This is a genomic window from Bradyrhizobium mercantei (assembly GCF_001982635.1).
GTDB classification, from domain to species: domain Bacteria; phylum Pseudomonadota; class Alphaproteobacteria; order Rhizobiales; family Xanthobacteraceae; genus Bradyrhizobium; species Bradyrhizobium mercantei.
This window is the reverse complement of the sequence record NZ_MKFI01000006.1, coordinates 74598-90235: the sequence shown is the minus strand read 5'-3', so window position 1 is coordinate 90235 and position 15638 is coordinate 74598. Positions and strand designations below refer to the sequence as shown.

Below are 15638 nucleotides of genomic sequence, written 5' to 3'. Positions count from 1 at the left end.
GCCATGAACATGAACATCATGAACGTCGATTACTCGACCAAGATTCCGAACAATGTGAATCTCGCCGAAGACCGCCAGGTGCTGAAGGCGCTGGAGGGCTGGCATCCCGGCTACATGGACTGGTGGAAGGACATGGGCCCGGACGGCTTCCAGGAGTCACTGGTCTATCTGCGCACCGCCTATTCGGTCGATCCGCGCGGCTGGGCCAAGTTCGACTACGTGCGGATGCCCGAATATCGCTGGGGCATTCTCCTTGCTCCCCAGGAGGAAAATCGCGTCATTCCGTTCGGCGAGGACTACGGCAAGCCGGCCTGGCAGGAAGTCCCCGGCGAGCATCGCGCGATGCTGCGCCGCCTGATCGTGATCCAGGGTGACACCGAACCCGCCTCGGTCGAGCAGCAGCGCCATCTCGGCAAGACCGCGCCGTCGCTCTACGACATGCGCAATTTGTTCCAGGTCAATGTCGAGGAAGGCCGCCATCTCTGGGCAATGGTCTACCTGTTGCAGAAGTATTTCGGCCGCGACGGCCGCGAGGAGGCGGACGATTTGTTGCGCCGCCGCTCGGGCGATGCGGATTCTCCGCGCATGCTCGGCGCCTTCAACGAGGCGACGCCGGACTGGCTGTCGTTCTTCATGTTCACCTACTTCACCGATCGCGACGGCAAGATGCAGCTGCATTCGCTGGCGCAGTCGGGCTTCGATCCGCTGTCGCGCACCTGCCGCTTCATGCTGACCGAGGAAGCCCACCACATGTTCGTTGGGGAAACCGGCATCACCCGCGTCGTGCAGCGCACCTGCGATGCGATGAAGGACGCCGGCATCACCGATCCGAACGACATCGCGAAAATCCGCGCGCTCGGCGTGATCGACCTGCCGACCATCCAGAAGAAGCTGAACCTGCACTATTCGCTGTCGCTCGATCTGTTCGGCTCGGAAGTGTCGACCAATGCGGCCAACGCCTTCAACGCCGGCATCAAGGGCCGCTACAAGGAAACCACGATCGAGGACGACCACCAGCTCAAGAGCTCGACCTATCCGGTCATGAAGCTGGTGGACGGCCAGATCAAGCTGGTCGACGAGCCGGCGCTGACCGCGCTCAACATGCGGCTGCGCGACGACTACACGCAGGATTGCGTCAAGGGCATGCTGCGCTGGAACAAGGTGATCTCGACCGCGGGCATCGACTACAAGCTCACGGTGCCGAACACCGCGTTCCATCGCCAGATCGGCGAGTTCAAGGACGTCCACGCGACGCCCGATGGCCTCCTGATCGACGACGCCACCTGGGCGCAGCGCAAGAACGACTGGCTGCCGTCGACCGCGGACGGCGACTTCATCGCCTCGCTGATGAAGCCGGTGACCGAGCCCGGCGAGTTCGCCTCCTGGATTTCGGCGCCGAAGGTCGGCATCGACAACAAGCCCGGCGATTTCGAATATGTGAGGATCGAGAGCTGATCCTCACGAGCATGATCCGGAAAAGTGTGAAGCGGTTTTCCGAAGAGATCATGCTCAAACAATAAATCGGGCCATGATGCGGATCGCATCATGACCCGACAGTTCCTCTCCTCCCGGAGGGGCCGAAGAGGGGTGAGCCGAACAAGGTCCTGGCTCGCCCCTTTTCTTTCTGTATCGCGCGCTCATTCCGTCATCACCCGCGCGAAAGCGGGTGATCCAGTATTCCAGAGACCGCTGGGCAGGATTGAGAGGCCGCGGCGTACTGGATGCCCCGGTCTAGCCGGGGCATGACAGCGGTAGGAATGGCCGCGAAGGTCGATCGCCTCGATACCGTGCTACCCCGCGATCTCCAGTCCCGCGGTCGCGTAGACCACGCCGCCGTCGACCGCGATGGTGTTGCCCACGACATAGTCGCCGGCGCGGGAGGCGAGATAGATCGCGGTGCCCGCCATGTCCTCGTCGCTGCCGACCCGCCGCGACGGAACGCGTTGGGCGACTTCATCCGCGTGGTCGCGCGCGGCCCGGTTCATGTCCGACTTGAAGGCGCCGGGCGCGATCGCGGTGACGTTGATGTTGTCCTTGATCAGGCGCGTCGCCATCCGGCGCGTCAGGTGGATCACCGCGGCCTTGCTCGCGGCATAGGAATAAGTCTCCATCGGATTGACGAAGATGCCGTCGATCGAGGCGATGTTGATGACCTTGCCCGGCTTGTCGTGGCTCGCCGCCGCGCGCAGCGGCTTGGCCAGCGCCTTGGTCAGGAAGAAGATCGACTTGACGTTGAGGTTCATCACCTTGTCCCAGCCGCTCTCCGGGAATTCGTCGAAGTCCGCGCCCCATGCCGCGCCGGCATTGTTGACGAGGATGTCGAGCTTCGGCTCGCGCTTGATGATTTCGCTCGCGAGCTTGTCGCAGCCCTCGACGGTCGAGATGTCGATCGGCAGCGCGATGCATTCGCCGTCATAGGCGGCGGAAAGCTCCTGGGCGGTGGCCTCGCAGGGACCAGCCTTGCGCGCGGTGATGTAGACCCTGGCGGCGCCCTGCGCGAGGAAGCCGGCCGCGATCATCTTGCCGATGCCGCGCGATCCCCCGGTCACCACTGCGACGCGGCCCTTCAGTGAAAACAGATCCTTGAACATGTTGCCTCCTTGGCTATGGCAAGCGTTCTGGCCGTGTTGACGGAGCTAGTCAAGGAACCAGCGGGACGGGCGAACCCGATGCGCGATCAATCTCCGGCGTTGTTCTGATCTGTTTGCCCGCAGGGCGCGCGCATCTACCCGATCAAGCTTTCTTGAGATGTGATGCAGTGCACAAGCAGGTCAGCCGATTTGACGCATCATGCGCGTGGGGTGGAATTCCGGATCAAGGAGTTCCAGTAATGAAGCACATTTCATTGCCGGTGACCGGCGTGATGCCTGTCACCCTCATTCATTTTGGACGACGGCGGAAGGGACTTTTCGCGGCCATCCTCGGCGCAATGCATTCCACGCGGCGGCTCCAGACGCGCCGCGTCCTGAAGCAATATCAGCATCTGATCGATCGTGCCGATCGGCACCGCATCAATCCGGAGGGCGGTAATGTCCATCGGTGAACGGTCGGCGACGCGCAAATCGATCATCCGTCTCCCTGAGATCGGCGAGACCACGTTGTTGATTGCCATCGCACTCGGATTTCTTGTGCTGCACCTCCTCACTGCAACATTGCTGATGCCGGCGGCCTCGGCCGATGCGGCCGCGCCACAGGAGGCGAGGGCGGTTCACACCGACTAGCGTTCTCCGGTTCATCCATCATCCCTGCCATCAACGGAGGTCCATTCGTGGCCGACGTGACGTCATTCCTCGTGCTCAGCGCCGCAGTGTTTTGCGGCGCCTTCGTGTCCGGCCTTGCCGGCTTTGCGTTTTCGGCAATCGCCGGCGCGATCCTGTTGCATGCGATGCCGCCGACCGAGGCGGTGCCGCTGATGATGGCCTGCAGCGTCGGCGTGCAGGGGGCCAATCTGTGGGCGCTTCGGCACAACATCCAGTGGAGGCAGAGCCTGTCGCTGATAGCAGGCGGGCTGATCGGGGTGCCGCTTGCGCTTTGGCTGTTGCACAACACCGATAGCCGGACCTTTCGCGAAGGCTTCGGCATCATGGTCGCGCTGTATGCCGGCTACATGCTGTTCAGGCCCGCGATCGGCTACCGCCGCTTGCCCGAGGGGCGCAACGCGCTTGTCGGGTTTGGCGGCGGCCTGATCGGCGGATTGACCGCGATGCCCGGCGCGCTGCCGACCATCTGGTGCGATATCCATGGCGTGCCGAAACAACAGCAGCGCGGCCTGGTGCAACCCTTCATCGCGGCGATGCAGATCTCGGCGCTCGTGATGATGCTGCTGCATCGCGACCTCTCGATGAAGGTCGCCTACGACGTCGTCCTCGGTGCTCCGGCGCTGCTCGCCGGCTCGTGGCTTGGCATCTTCGCGTTCCGCAACATCAACGAGGCCAACTTCAGGCGGGTGATCCTCGGCCTGTTGCTGGTGTCGGGGCTGTTGCTATTGGCGTAGAGTCTCTATCCGGGCTACGGAAAGCTCGATCACGCCGCGTCGATGCGGCGGAAGCCGTTCCACACCGCGGTGGCGGCGCCGGAGGTCAGAACCGGCAGCAGGCGCGCGTCCTGGTAATTGCCGTTCAGCGAGACCCGCTGCAACGCGGTCAGGTGGTCGGCGCTTTCCGGAAACAGCATGCCGGGCCGCGTCGTCACCGCGGTCCGGAAGCCGATCGATTTGGCGAGCGCGAATTCGCGCTGCCCGGCGGCGATGCGGTCGCCATAGGGATAGGCGAGATGCAGCGCCGGCCGCTGCAGCGCATCCTCGATCCGCGCCCGGCTGGTTGCGAGCTCGAACGATGCGATGGTCTCGCTCTGCTTGGCCAGATTGCAGTGGCTGATGGTATGCGCGCCGATGGTGACCAGCGGGTCGTCGGCAAAGCCGCGCAGCTCGTCCCATGACATGCAGAGCTCGCGCGCGATGCCGCTCTCGTCGACGCCATGGCGGACGCACAGCTCGGAGATCGCGGCCTGCATCTCCTGCTCGCCCGGCAACGAACGCAGCCAGTCGTGCATGCGGCCGAACGCAGCGCGCTTGGCCTGCGGCGTCGCGGTGTCGATCCGCGTCATGGTGCCGTCGATCGGCACCTCGATCGCGGACGCTGCCGCGATCACCCGCTCCAGCGCGATCCACCACAATTTGCCGCAGCCCTCGGCGAAGTCGCTCGCGACAAAGACGGTGAACGGTGCGTTGAACTCGCGCATGACGGGCAGCGCGAAATCGCGGTTGTCGCGATAGCCGTCGTCGCAGGTGAAGCAGGCGAAGCGCCGCGCGAAATTCCGTTCGGTGAGACGGCGATGCGCCTCGTCCATGGTGACGACGTCGACGTCGAGCGCGCGCAGATGCGTCAGCATCGCGCGCAGGAAGTCCGGCGTGACCTCGAGATGATGGTTGGGCTGGAACGCGTCGCTGCGCCGCGGGCGGACGTGGTGCAGCATGAAGATGGCGCCGACGCCGGCGAAGATCGGCCGCAGCAGGATATGCGCACCCGAGAAATACAGCGCCTCCATCCCGGCACGGATCACGGTGTTGCGGAGTTGTTTCATGAGGGCGCGGGCCGGCCGATTTGCATTCCGCCGCAAACTTAGCGAAAGACCACTGAAGAAACTGTTATCCCGGTCCGACATGGCGCCCCCGCCATGGCGCTTGATTTGGGGTTTGACAGTCAGCCAAGGGTTTGTTTTCTCTCTGGTTCCCGACCCGCAGGACGCTGAATGCACGGACTTTTCAAGTGGAGTAGCAAGTGGTGGCCGGGGGTGATTCCACTGGTCGTGCTGTGGGGTATCGCGGCCTGGAGCTCGACGGCAACGGTCGAAGCGGACCTTGCCGCGCGTTCTAATGCCGCACTCAAGGACACCGTGCTCGACAAGCGTCGCATCAGCGTCGACGGCCGCGACGTCACGTTCGCGGCCAACGCCTTCTCCGAAGACGGGCGTCTCAGCGCGGTGGCGTCGGTCGAGGCCGTGCCGGGCGTGCGGCTGGTCAACGACGAGACCCGCCTTGTTCCCGAAGCCAAGCCGTTTGTCTGGTCCGCCGAACGCGACGTGGTGCGCGTCACGCTCGGCGGCAATGCGCCGCTGCCGGCGAGCAAGAGCAAGCTGACCGAGGCCGCGAAGGCCGCTCTCGGCGGCGTCGAGGTGGTCGATCAGATGGCGCTCGCCCGCGGCGCGCCGCAGCGGTTCGACGCGGCGGCGCTGTTGCTGCTCGACCAGATCGGCAAGCTGAAGGACGGCAAGATCACGCTGACCGACAACAAGGTCAATCTCGCCGGCATGGCACGCGAGCTTGGCGGACGCGAAGCGGTCGCGGCGGCGCTGAAGAATCTGCCGGAAGGCTATTCGGTCGCCGCCAACGACATCAAGGCGCCGCCTTACGTGTTCCAGGCCTACAAGGATCCGGTCGCGGTGACGCTGACGCTGACCGGCTACGTGCCCGACAACAACGTGCATGCCGCGCTGGTCGCCGCCGCCGGCCGCAAGTTCTTCAGCGAGAAGGTGGTCGATAATCTCAAGGCCAGCCTCGGCGCGCCGTCAGGCTTCGCGGCCGCGGTGGTGCCGGCGCTCGGCGCGCTGTCGCGGCTGTCGACCGGAACGCTCGTGGTGTCGGACCGCGAGGTGAAGCTGTCCGGCGATGCGCTCTATGACGCCGCCGCCGGCCAGATCCGCGACGGGCTCGGCAAGGACTTTCCGCAGGGCTGGCAGTACAAGGCCGAGGTCACCGTGAAGCCGGCGGCGGCACCGGTCGATCCCACCGTGTGCCAGCAGCTGTTCTCCGAGATCCTGTCGAAGGCCAAGATCCGCTTCGACACGGGCAAGGCCGACATCGTTCCCGACTCCGCGGGTCTGCTCGACCGGCTGATCGAGACCGCGATGCGCTGCCCCAATGCGACGATCGAGGTCGCCGGCCATACCGACAGCGACGGTGAGGAAGCGGCCAACCAGGCATTGTCGGAGCGTCGCGCGCAGGCCGTGGTCGATTACCTCGTGCGCGCCGGCCTGCCGGCCAACCGCTTCACGCCGATCGGCTATGGCAGCACGCAGCCGCTCGCCGGCAACGAGAGTGAAGACGGCAAGGCGCAGAACCGCCGCATCGAATTCGTGGTGAAGTAGCGATGACCGTGCTCGCGACATTCTTCTGGGGTTGGCTGCTCGGTGCCGCGCTGCTCGGCTTTGGCATGGGCTGGATATCGGTGGTGCATCGGGCGCAGGCCCTCTCGCGCGTCTGGATGATCTGGCTGGCGGTGCTCGCCGCCGCGCTGGTGGCCGCGTCGTTCGCGCGGATCGTGCCCGGCCGCTTCGGCTACTGGCTCGATCTGTTCCTGGTGATGTTCGCGCTCTATCTCGTCGGATGCGCGATCGGCTCCTGGCTGCGCGACTGGGTGGTTTCGCGCAGCAAGCCCGCGAGCTGATCCCCTAAACCCTTGATCATTGGACCGGTGCGGCGCCGCCACGCGTGGCGCGCGCCGCATGCATTTTAGTGCTTGACATCAATACGTACGTACGTATTAAATCACGTCCATGCCAAAACCCTCTCTCCGCGATGCCATCCTCGACGCCGGCCTGAAGGAAATGTTCCGGACCGGCTATCACGGCACCAGCGTGCGCGACGTGACCGCTGCCGCCGGCGCGCCGCAGGGCTCGTTCACCAACCACTTCCGCTCCAAGGAGCTGTTCGCCTCCGAAGTGCTCGACCGCTACTTCCTTTATGTGCGCGGCCTGGTCGCCGAAGCACTCGGCGACACGACGCTGGCGCCGCGCGAACGGCTCCGCCGCTATCTCGATCTGATCACCGGCAAGCTCGCGCATGACGGCTTCACCCGCGGCTGCCTGATCGGCGATTTCAGCCTCGAGGCATCGGGCTCGAGCGAGATGCTGCGCGAGCAGCTCGACGAGATCTTCCGGGAATGGCGCACGCCGTTTGTCGCCTGCATCACCGAGGCTCAGGCCAAAGGCGAGATCGCCTCCGACTTCAATGCCGACGAGCTTGCCGATTTCCTGCTCGCATCCTGGCAGGGCGCGATGCTGCGCATGAAGGTCGAACGCAGCGCTGCCGCGCTCGAACGTTTCAAGACGATCGCATTCCATACCGTGTTCAAGGAGTTGCCATGACGACATCTGCCGATATCAGCCTGCATCATCGCGCCGTGCTCGGGACCACGATGGCGTACCGCGAGCTTGGCCGCAGCGACGCGCCGCACGTGCTGTTCCTGCACGGCAATCCGACCTCGTCCTATATCTGGCGCAACATCATGCCGCTGGTGGCGCCGGTCGGGCATTGCATCGCCCCCGACCTGATCGGTTACGGCCACTCCGGCAAGCCCGACATCGCCTACCGCTTCTTCGATCAGGCCGACTATCTCGACGCGCTGATCGACGAACTCGGCATCACCTCGGCGTATCTCGTCGCCCAGGATTGGGGCACGGCGCTCGCATTCCACCTCGCGGCGCGCCGCCCGCATTTGGTGCGCGGGCTCGCCTTCATGGAGTTCATCCGCCCGATGCGGGATTGGTCCGACTTCCACCAGCACGAGGGCGCAAGGGAAACGTTCCGCAAATTCCGCACACCGGGCGAGGGCGAGGCGATGGTCCTCGACAACAATGCATTCGTCGAGCGCGTGCTGCCCGGCTCGATCCTGCGCAAGCTCAGCGAGGAAGAGATGGAAGCCTACCGTGCGCCGTTCGCGACCCGCGAGAGCCGCAAACCGACCTTGATGCTGCCGCGCGAATTACCGATCGCGGACGAGCCGGCTGACGTCTATGCGGCACTCACCACGGCGCACGCGGCGCTGGCGGCATCGACCTATCCGAAGCTGCTGTTTGCCGGCTCTCCCGGGGCGCTGGTGTCGCCGGCCTTCGCCGCCGACTTTGCCGCACGGCTGCAGCATTGCGCGGTCATTCAGCTCGGTGCCGGCGCGCACTATCTGCAGGAAGATCATCCGGAGGCGATCGGCCGCTCGGTTACAGGCTGGATCGCGGGCATCGAGGCCGTAAACGCGCAGCATCTCGCCGCATGAGTGGATGGAGAGCGTGCCATGACCGATCTCTCGATCACCTATTGCCGTCCCTGCGGCTACGAGAAGCGCGCCAGGGAAGCCGCCGCGCTGCTGCGCGAGCGCCTCGGGCTCGAGGCGAAGCTGGTGCCGGGCAAGGGCGGCATCTTCGAGGTCGCGCTTGACGGCAAAGTGATCGCCAAGCGCGTGAAGGGGCATTTCCCCGATGCCGCCGAAATCGTCACCGCGGTGGCGACTGCGCGGGCATAACGAACCGCAGGCTTGCCTCATCGCCGTCGCGTGACCATCGCGGCGGCGATTTTCGCCGATCGGGTGCCACCGCAGTGTGCACTTCCCGTAGTTTCCCGGATGGCTTTGCGCTCGGTTCGGCGGGCTAACTGCCGCACGCCCACGTCAAGTCTTGTCGAAGGTGGCGAGAAACGCGCATATTTGTGTACCCGCTGTCATGAATCATTCCTAATATCTTGAAGATGCGCGTTTTATTGTCCTTTGACGAATTCCACTCCGGCAAAAAACGCGCTACACGGGGCAGGGAACAGCGAAGCGCCGGCGGAGGTCGCCCGGGAGCCGTCGTCGCGGGATCGCAATTCGAGGTCTAGATGCTGGAAGCAATAGGCAGGGCGATGGCGTTTCTGCGCCAGAAGCAAATCCTGCACCGGCTGGGTGTTGTCATCAGCATCGCCGTTATCGGCATCGCCTGCTACGTCCTCTACCACATGCTGCGCGGCATCGACACCAACGAGGTGCTCGAGGCCATCAAGAGCACCGAGCCGCGACAAATCGCGCTGGCGGGACTGTTCGTCGCAGCCGGCTATTTCACGCTGACCTTCTACGATCTGTTCGCGGTGCGCGCGATCGGCCACGCCCACGTGCCCTACCGCATCAACGCGCTCGCGGCGTTCACCTCCTATTCGATCGGCCACAATGTCGGCGCCAGCGTCTTCACCGGCGGCGCGGTGCGCTACCGGATCTATTCGGCCTGGGGATTGAACGCGATCGACGTCGCCAAGATCTGCTTCCTCGCCGGCCTCACCTTCTGGCTCGGCAATGCCGCCGTGCTCGGGCTCGGCATCGCATACCACCCGGAGGCCGCCGCCAACATCGACCAGCTGCCGCCCTGGCTCAACCGCACGCTGGCGTTCGGGATCATCATCGCGCTGGTCGCCTATGTGGTCTGGGTCTGGACCCAGCCGCGGGTGGTGGGCCGCGGCCCCTGGACCGTGACCCTGCCGGGCGGTCCGCTGACGCTGCTCCAGATCATGATCGGGATCGTCGACCTCGGCTTCTGCGCGCTCGCGATGTACGTGCTGGTGCCGGACGAGCCCAATCTCGGCTTCGTCGTGGTCGCGGTGATCTTCGTGTCGGCGACCCTGCTCGGCTTCGCCAGCCATTCCCCGGGCGGGCTCGGGGTGTTCGACGCCGCCATGCTGGTCGGCCTCTGGCAGATGGACCGCGAGGACCTGCTCGGCGGTATGCTGCTGTTCCGCCTGCTCTACTATATTGCCCCGTTCGTCATATCTGTAATCTTGCTGACGTTTCGGGAGGTTATCGTCGGCGCCCGACTCAAACGGCTGCCGCAGGCTGATTCGGGTCCCCGCGCCGAGCCGCATCATGAGGCGGTTCTGGTCCGCAAGCGCGGTGATTCCGGCGCCTGATGACGCGGACCGATGCCTCCCAAAGGAAGGTCGACGTGACCGTGCCTGGGCGAGACATGAACCGACGGGAAGAAAGCCGCCGCGATGGCAATTGACGATACGCCGCAATCCATTTTCTCGCCCTGGCCCGACCGGCTGCGCCATTCCGCGCTGATCCTGCTCGCCGCTGCGCTGGCCTTGAGCGTGGTGGTCGCGCTCGGCGAATTGTCGCTGGTGCGCGCCTGTGCGGTGTTCGTCTGCATCGCGGCCGCGGCGCTGGTGCCATGGCGGCTGCATGATGCCGGGACCTCGCGCGAGGATGTCCGCGGCGTCAATCCGGTGGAGGCCGCAGCGGTCAGCGCCGTCGTCGCCGGCATGCCGGACCCGGCGGTGCTGCTCGATCGCGCCGGCCGCGTCATCCATCTCAATGCCGCCGCGGCGCAGCTCGCGCCGGCGCTGCGCAGGAACGAATTGGCGCAATTTGCGCTGCGTTCGCCCGAAATCATCACCGCGCTGCGCGAGGCGATCGCGACCACCGAGCCGCGCCGCGCCACCTATACCGACCACGTCCCGGTCGATCGCTGGATGGAACTGGTGATCACGCCGGTGCCGGTGCCGACCCAGTTCGGCGGCACCGAGAAGTGCATGCTGATGACGTTCCACGACCTGACGCCGCTGCGCCGGGTCGAGGAGATGCGGGCCGACTTCGTCGCCAATGCCAGCCATGAGCTGCGCACGCCGCTCGCCGCGCTGTCCGGCTTCATCGACACCTTGCAGGGGCCGGCGCGCGAGGACGCGCGGGCGCGCGAGCGCTTCCTCGGCATCATGCACACCCAGGCCACCCGCATGGCGCGGCTGATCGACGACCTGCTGTCGCTGTCGCGGGTCGAGCTGTCGGCCCATGTCCGGCCGGAGGCCTCGATCGACATCGTGCCGATCATCCGCCAGGTGGCCGACGGGCTCGAGGCCCTGGCCAGCGAGCGCCAGGTCGAGATCGACGTCGATCTGCCCCAGGCCCCGGTCATGATCGCCGGTGATCGCGAGGAACTGCTCCGCCTGTTCGAGAACCTGATCGAGAATGCCCTCAAATACGGCGCCTCCGGGGGCCGCGTCATAGTGTCGCTCAATCAGACCGCACCGGGCGCATCGGGCGAGGGAACCCCCGAAATCCGTGTCCTGGTACGGGATTTCGGCCCCGGCATCGCGCCTGAGCACCTGCCGCGGCTGACCGAGCGCTTCTACCGGGTGGATGTCGGCGACAGCCGTAACCAGGGCGGAACAGGCCTCGGATTATCCTTGGTGAAACATATTCTTAACCGTCATCGCGGGCGTCTCTTGATCGAGAGCGTGCCGAAGAATGGTGCGACTTTTACCGCCTGTTTTCCCCGCCCGAAGACCCCGCTGCCAACCCAAAGCTAAGCATTTTCAGTCGCTTAGCTCTGTCATCCAACTGTCATCCAACCTTCGTAAAAGCAGCACCGACCGCTCCTAGATGGACCGGCGTGAGCGCGATCGGGCGCATTCGGCGCTTCGCTCACAAGATGGAGACGACCCCATGAATTTCATCAAAGCAATCGTCGCTGCCGGCATGGTCGCCGCTTCGACGTCGGCCTTCGCTGCCGATATTACCGGCGCGGGCGCGACGTTTCCGTTCCCGATCTATTCGAAGTGGGCTGACGCCTACAAGAAGGAGACCGGCAACGGTCTGAACTACCAGTCGATCGGTTCCGGCGCCGGCATCAAGCAGATCCAGGCCAAGACCGTGACCTTCGGCGCCACCGACGCGCCGCTCAAGGCCGAGCAGCTCGAGAAGGACGGCCTGGTCCAGTGGCCGATGGTGATGGGCGCGATCGTTCCGGTCGTGAACGTCGAAGGCGTCAAGTCGGGCGATCTCGTGCTGTCCGGCGAAGTGCTCGGCGACATCTATCTCGGCAAGATCACCAAGTGGAATGACGCGGCGATCGCCAAGCTCAATCCGAAGCTGACCCTGCCGGCCGACGCGATCACCGTCGTGCGCCGTTCGGACGGTTCGGGCACCACCTTCAACTTCACCGACTACCTCTCCAAGTCGAATGCCGACTGGAAGTCCAAGGTCGGTTCCGGCACCGCGGTCGAGTGGCCGGTCGGCGTCGGCGCCAAGGGCAACGAAGGCGTTGCCGGCAACATCAGCCAGACCAAGAACGCGATCGGCTATGTTGAGTATGCCTATGCCAAGCAGAACAAGCTGACCTACACCGCGTTGGTCAACAAGGCCGGCAAGACCGTGCAGCCGACCATCGGCGCCTTCCAGGCGGCTGCCTCGAATGCCGACTGGGCCAAGGCTCCCGGCTACTACGTGATCCTGACCGACCAGCCGGGCGAAGCCTCCTGGCCGATCACCGCCGCGACCTTCATCCTGATGCACAAGGACTCGACCGACAAGGCGGCCTCGCAGGAAGCGCTCAAGTTCTTCAAGTACGCCTTCGAGAAGGGCGACAAGGCGGCCGAAGAGCTCGACTACATCCCGATGCCGGACTCGGTCGTCAAGCTGATCGAGAAGACCTGGTCGTCGGACATCAAGAGCTAAGTCTGACGGTTTGAACACAGCCTGTGCCGCCTTCAAGGCGGCACAGGTTGAGCGGTTAAGACCCGGGCTCCATCACAGCGGTCACAAACGCGGGTGGGGCCCGGGGTTCGCGCCTTCGGAGGCGCAAGCCGGAACGACGCCCGGCCTCATGCGTCCGTAAAGATCGCTTCGGGGCGTGGCGGTTTGTGCAGGTTTCAAATAAAAAAGAGGGGATAGGCGTGGCAGACATGGCTGTTCAGGGCGATGTAATGGAAGCCGCGGGACCTTACGATCGCGCAAAGGCCCTCAGCGCCTTCAGGCTCGGTGATCTCACCTTCTACTGGATCACCCGCATCTCGGCGATCTCGGTTCTGTTGATCCTCGGCGGCATCATCCTGTCGCTGATCGTCGGCGCCTGGCCGGCGATGAAGGAATACGGTTTCGCCTTCCTCTGGACGCAGCGCTGGGCGCCCTCGGCCGATCCGCCGGTGCTCGGTGCGCTCGGCCCGATCTACGGCACGCTGATCACCTCCATCATCGCGATGCTGATCGCCATTCCGGTCGGCATCGGCATCGCCGTGTTCCTCACCGAGCTCTGCCCGCAAATGCTGCGCCGCCCGATCGGCATCGCCATCGAGCTGCTCGCCGGCATTCCCTCGATCATCTACGGCATGTGGGGCTTCTTCGTGCTGGGGCCGTTCCTGGCCAACACGTTCCAGCCCTTCATGATCCGGATCTTCGAAGGCGTCCCGGTGCTGGGCGCGGTGTTCGCCGGCCCGCCGTCCTATCTCAGCCTGTTCAACGCCGCGCTGATCCTCGCGATCATGGTGCTGCCGTTCATCACCGCGATCTCGGTCGACGTGTTCAAGACCGTGCCTCCGGTGCTCAAGGAAGCCGCCTACGGCATGGGCTGCACCACCTGGGAAGTCGTTCGCAGCGTCGTGATCCCCTACACCCGCGTCGGCGTGATCGGCGGCGTCATGCTGGCGCTCGGCCGCGCGCTCGGCGAGACGATGGCGGTGACCTTCATCATCGGCAACTCGTTCCGCATCTCGTCGTCGATCTTCGCGCCGGGCACCACGATCTCCGCGGCGATCGCTTCCGAATTCGCCGAGAGCGACGGCCTGCACCAGTCCGGCCTGATCCTGCTCGGCCTGCTGCTGTTCGTGCTGACCTTCTTCGTGCTCGCCGGCGCGCGGCTGATGCTGATGCGGCTTGAAAAGAAGGCGGGGAAGTAACGCCATGAACCCGATCTACAAATCCCGCCGCCGCAGCGACATCGTCATCCGCGCACTTTGCGTCGGCGCCGCGCTGTTCGGCGTCACCTGGCTGGCGCTGATCCTGTTCACGCTGCTCTACAACGGCCTTGCCGGCCTCAGCGTGCAGCTGTTCACCCAGAACACGCCGCCGCCGGGCTCGACCGAAGGCGGTCTGCTCAACGCCATCGTCGGCTCGGTGATCATGACCGTGATCGGCGTCGGCATCGGCGCGCCGCTCGGCCTGTTCGCCGGCACCTACCTCGCCGAGTACGGCAAGCACGACAAGCTGACCTCGGTGATCCGTTTCATCAACGACATCCTGCTCAGCGCGCCCTCGATCATCATCGGCCTGTTCATCTATGGCGCGGTCGTGGTGCCGATGCGCGGCTTCTCGGCGATCGCCGGTGCGCTGGCGCTCGCCGTGATCGTGATCCCGGTCGTGCTGCGCACCACCGAGGACATGCTGCTCCTGGTGCCCAATCCGCTGCGCGAGGCGGCCTCGGCGCTCGGCCTGCCGCGTTCGCTGGTGATCAAGCGGATCGCTTATCGTGCGGCCCGGTCGGGTCTGATCACCGGCGTGCTGCTGGCGACCGCGCGTGTCGCCGGCGAAACCGCGCCGCTGCTGTTCACCGCGCTGTCGAACCAGTTCTTCAGCTGGGATTTGACCAAGACGATGGCCAACCTGCCGGTGACCATCAACAACTTCGTGCAGAGCCCCTACGCCTACTGGAAAGAACTGGCGTGGAGCGGCGCACTGCTCATCACATTCACTGTGCTCGCGCTGAATATCGGCGCGCGTATCCTTGGTGCCGAAAGGGCCGCAAAATGACCGAGCTTTCCGTCTCCACGACTGCCGCGGGCCACATTCCCCAGGTTCCGCTTCCCGAAGCGCCGCCGAAAGTCACGGTGCGCAACCTCAACTTCTATTACGGCGAGCACCACGCGCTGAAGAACATCAACCTGACGCTCGGCACCAATCGCGTCACGGCGTTCATCGGCCCGTCGGGCTGCGGCAAGTCGACCCTGCTGCGCATCTTCAACCGGATGTATGACCTTTACCCGGGCCAGCGCGCCGTCGGCCAGCTGATGCTGGACCAGACCAACATTCTCGATCCCAAGCTCGACCTCAATCTGCTTCGCGCGCGGGTCGGCATGGTGTTCCAGAAGCCGACGCCGTTCCCGATGACGATCTACGAGAACATCGCCTTCGGCATCCGTCTCTACGAGAAGATCTCGAAGTCCGAGATGGACGACCGGGTCGAGAAGGCGCTGCGCGGCGGCGCGCTGTGGAACGAGGTCAAGGACAAGCTGAACGCCTCCGGCCTGTCGCTCTCGGGCGGCCAGCAGCAGCGCCTGTGCATCGCGCGCACCGTGGCGGTACGTCCCGAGGTGATCCTGTTCGACGAGCCGTGCTCGGCGCTCGATCCGATCTCGACCGCCAAGGTCGAGGAGCTGATCCAGGAGCTCTCCGAGGACTACACGATCGCGATCGTCACCCACAACATGCAGCAGGCGGCGCGCGTCTCCGACAAGACAGCCTTCATGTATCTCGGCGAACTGATCGAGTTCGACGACACCAACAAGATCTTCACCTCGCCGAGCGATCGACGCACCCAGGACTACATCACCGGCCGGTTTGGTTGACCGGGCTGAG

The 15638-nt window shown here is 64.8% G+C and carries 17 protein-coding genes; 14 read left to right on the top strand and 3 right to left on the bottom strand.

The window, feature by feature from the left end:
* Positions 1-3 precede the first annotated feature (3 nt).
* Positions 4-1455: a benzoyl-CoA 2,3-epoxidase subunit BoxB gene (gene boxB, locus BI327_RS27210; RefSeq protein ID WP_076864377.1), complete on the top strand. Its 1452-nt coding sequence runs from the start codon at positions 4-6 to the stop codon at positions 1453-1455.
* Positions 1456-1790: 335 nt separating this feature from the next.
* Here boxB and BI327_RS27205 read toward each other — a convergent pair whose 3' ends face one another.
* Positions 1791-2591, bottom strand: a complete 801-nt coding sequence (locus BI327_RS27205; protein WP_076864376.1) for an SDR family NAD(P)-dependent oxidoreductase — start codon at positions 2589-2591, stop codon at positions 1791-1793.
* Positions 2592-2842: 251 nt separating this feature from the next.
* The gene (locus tag BI327_RS41905; RefSeq protein ID WP_143271702.1) at positions 2843-3037 is read right to left on the bottom strand and encodes a hypothetical protein; all 195 of its coding nucleotides are present in this window, start codon (positions 3035-3037) and stop codon (positions 2843-2845) included.
* Here BI327_RS41905 and BI327_RS27195 point away from each other — a divergent pair.
* Together BI327_RS27195 and BI327_RS27190 are read left to right on the top strand one after the other, a co-directional pair.
* Positions 3030-3221, top strand: coding sequence for a hypothetical protein (locus tag BI327_RS27195; protein ID WP_076864374.1), 192 nt, complete (start codon positions 3030-3032; stop codon positions 3219-3221). The genes BI327_RS41905 and BI327_RS27195 overlap by 8 nt on opposite strands.
* Before the next feature lie 47 nt (positions 3222-3268).
* The gene (locus BI327_RS27190) at positions 3269-3994 is read left to right on the top strand and encodes a sulfite exporter TauE/SafE family protein (RefSeq protein WP_076864373.1); all 726 of its coding nucleotides are present in this window, start codon (positions 3269-3271) and stop codon (positions 3992-3994) included.
* A 29-nt stretch (positions 3995-4023) separates the two neighbouring features.
* Here BI327_RS27190 and BI327_RS27185 read toward each other — a convergent pair whose 3' ends face one another.
* Positions 4024-5082, bottom strand: a complete 1059-nt coding sequence (locus BI327_RS27185; RefSeq protein WP_076864372.1) for a polysaccharide deacetylase family protein — start codon at positions 5080-5082, stop codon at positions 4024-4026.
* Positions 5083-5250: 168 nt separating this feature from the next.
* Between BI327_RS27185 and BI327_RS27180 the strand changes: the two genes are divergently transcribed.
* From BI327_RS27180 to pstB, 11 genes are all read left to right on the top strand, one after another.
* A complete protein-coding gene (locus BI327_RS27180) occupies positions 5251-6645 on the top strand; it encodes an OmpA family protein (RefSeq protein WP_076864371.1) in 1395 nt (464 codons plus the stop codon).
* A 2-nt stretch (positions 6646-6647) separates the two neighbouring features.
* The gene (locus tag BI327_RS27175) at positions 6648-6944 is read left to right on the top strand and encodes a hypothetical protein (RefSeq protein ID WP_076864370.1); all 297 of its coding nucleotides are present in this window, start codon (positions 6648-6650) and stop codon (positions 6942-6944) included.
* Between the two features lie 109 nt (positions 6945-7053).
* Positions 7054-7644 (top strand): TetR/AcrR family transcriptional regulator, encoded by a 591-nt coding sequence (locus tag BI327_RS27170; protein WP_076864369.1) that lies wholly within the window; start codon positions 7054-7056, stop codon positions 7642-7644.
* Positions 7641-8549 carry a haloalkane dehalogenase gene (locus tag BI327_RS27165; RefSeq protein WP_076864368.1) on the top strand — a complete coding sequence of 303 codons (909 nt, stop codon included), beginning with the start codon at positions 7641-7643 and terminating at the stop codon, positions 8547-8549. Before BI327_RS27170 ends, BI327_RS27165 begins: the two co-directional genes overlap by 4 nt.
* A gap of 18 nt (positions 8550-8567) precedes the next feature.
* Positions 8568-8795 carry a SelT/SelW/SelH family protein gene (locus BI327_RS27160; RefSeq protein WP_076864367.1) on the top strand — a complete coding sequence of 76 codons (228 nt, stop codon included), beginning with the start codon at positions 8568-8570 and terminating at the stop codon, positions 8793-8795.
* A gap of 350 nt (positions 8796-9145) precedes the next feature.
* The gene (locus BI327_RS27155; protein ID WP_076864366.1) at positions 9146-10201 is read left to right on the top strand and encodes a lysylphosphatidylglycerol synthase domain-containing protein; all 1056 of its coding nucleotides are present in this window, start codon (positions 9146-9148) and stop codon (positions 10199-10201) included.
* Between the two features lie 84 nt (positions 10202-10285).
* Positions 10286-11599, top strand: coding sequence for an ATP-binding protein (locus tag BI327_RS27150; RefSeq protein ID WP_076864365.1), 1314 nt, complete (start codon positions 10286-10288; stop codon positions 11597-11599).
* A gap of 136 nt (positions 11600-11735) precedes the next feature.
* A complete protein-coding gene (pstS, locus tag BI327_RS27145; protein ID WP_076864364.1) occupies positions 11736-12746 on the top strand; it encodes a phosphate ABC transporter substrate-binding protein PstS in 1011 nt (336 codons plus the stop codon).
* 227 nt (positions 12747-12973) lie between these two features.
* Positions 12974-13963, top strand: coding sequence for a phosphate ABC transporter permease subunit PstC (gene pstC, locus BI327_RS27140; protein ID WP_076864363.1), 990 nt, complete (start codon positions 12974-12976; stop codon positions 13961-13963).
* Between the two features lie 4 nt (positions 13964-13967).
* Positions 13968-14813 carry a phosphate ABC transporter permease PstA gene (pstA, locus tag BI327_RS27135; RefSeq protein ID WP_076864362.1) on the top strand — a complete coding sequence of 282 codons (846 nt, stop codon included), beginning with the start codon at positions 13968-13970 and terminating at the stop codon, positions 14811-14813.
* Complete coding sequence (pstB, locus tag BI327_RS27130) at positions 14810-15628, top strand: phosphate ABC transporter ATP-binding protein PstB (protein WP_074131128.1); 819 nt, start codon at positions 14810-14812, stop codon at positions 15626-15628. The genes pstA and pstB overlap by 4 nt, the downstream gene beginning before the upstream one ends.
* The last annotated feature ends 10 nt before the right edge of the window (positions 15629-15638 follow it).

Excerpts from the sequence above, each read along its gene's own strand:
- BI327_RS41905 (WP_143271702.1), bottom strand. The coding sequence starts at position 3,037 with ATGGACATTACCGCCCTCCGGATTGATGCGGTGCCGATCGGCACGATC.
- BI327_RS27170 (WP_076864369.1), top strand. The coding sequence starts at position 7,054 with ATGCCAAAACCCTCTCTCCGCGATGCCATCCTCGACGCCGGCCTGAAG.
- BI327_RS27180 (WP_076864371.1), top strand. The coding sequence starts at position 5,251 with ATGCACGGACTTTTCAAGTGGAGTAGCAAGTGGTGGCCGGGGGTGATT.
- BI327_RS27185 (WP_076864372.1), bottom strand. The coding sequence starts at position 5,082 with ATGAAACAACTCCGCAACACCGTGATCCGTGCCGGGATGGAGGCGCTG.
- pstB (WP_074131128.1), top strand. The coding sequence starts at position 14,810 with ATGACCGAGCTTTCCGTCTCCACGACTGCCGCGGGCCACATTCCCCAG.
- pstS (WP_076864364.1), top strand. The coding sequence starts at position 11,736 with ATGAATTTCATCAAAGCAATCGTCGCTGCCGGCATGGTCGCCGCTTCG.
- BI327_RS27175 (WP_076864370.1), top strand. The coding sequence starts at position 6,648 with ATGACCGTGCTCGCGACATTCTTCTGGGGTTGGCTGCTCGGTGCCGCG.
- pstC (WP_076864363.1), top strand. The coding sequence starts at position 12,974 with ATGGCTGTTCAGGGCGATGTAATGGAAGCCGCGGGACCTTACGATCGC.
- BI327_RS27205 (WP_076864376.1), bottom strand. The coding sequence starts at position 2,591 with ATGTTCAAGGATCTGTTTTCACTGAAGGGCCGCGTCGCAGTGGTGACC.
- BI327_RS27165 (WP_076864368.1), top strand. The coding sequence starts at position 7,641 with ATGACGACATCTGCCGATATCAGCCTGCATCATCGCGCCGTGCTCGGG.
- BI327_RS27155 (WP_076864366.1), top strand. The coding sequence starts at position 9,146 with ATGCTGGAAGCAATAGGCAGGGCGATGGCGTTTCTGCGCCAGAAGCAA.
- pstA (WP_076864362.1), top strand. The coding sequence starts at position 13,968 with ATGAACCCGATCTACAAATCCCGCCGCCGCAGCGACATCGTCATCCGC.
- BI327_RS27195 (WP_076864374.1), top strand. The coding sequence starts at position 3,030 with ATGTCCATCGGTGAACGGTCGGCGACGCGCAAATCGATCATCCGTCTC.
- boxB (WP_076864377.1), top strand. The coding sequence starts at position 4 with ATGAACATGAACATCATGAACGTCGATTACTCGACCAAGATTCCGAAC.
- BI327_RS27150 (WP_076864365.1), top strand. The coding sequence starts at position 10,286 with ATGGCAATTGACGATACGCCGCAATCCATTTTCTCGCCCTGGCCCGAC.
- BI327_RS27160 (WP_076864367.1), top strand. The coding sequence starts at position 8,568 with ATGACCGATCTCTCGATCACCTATTGCCGTCCCTGCGGCTACGAGAAG.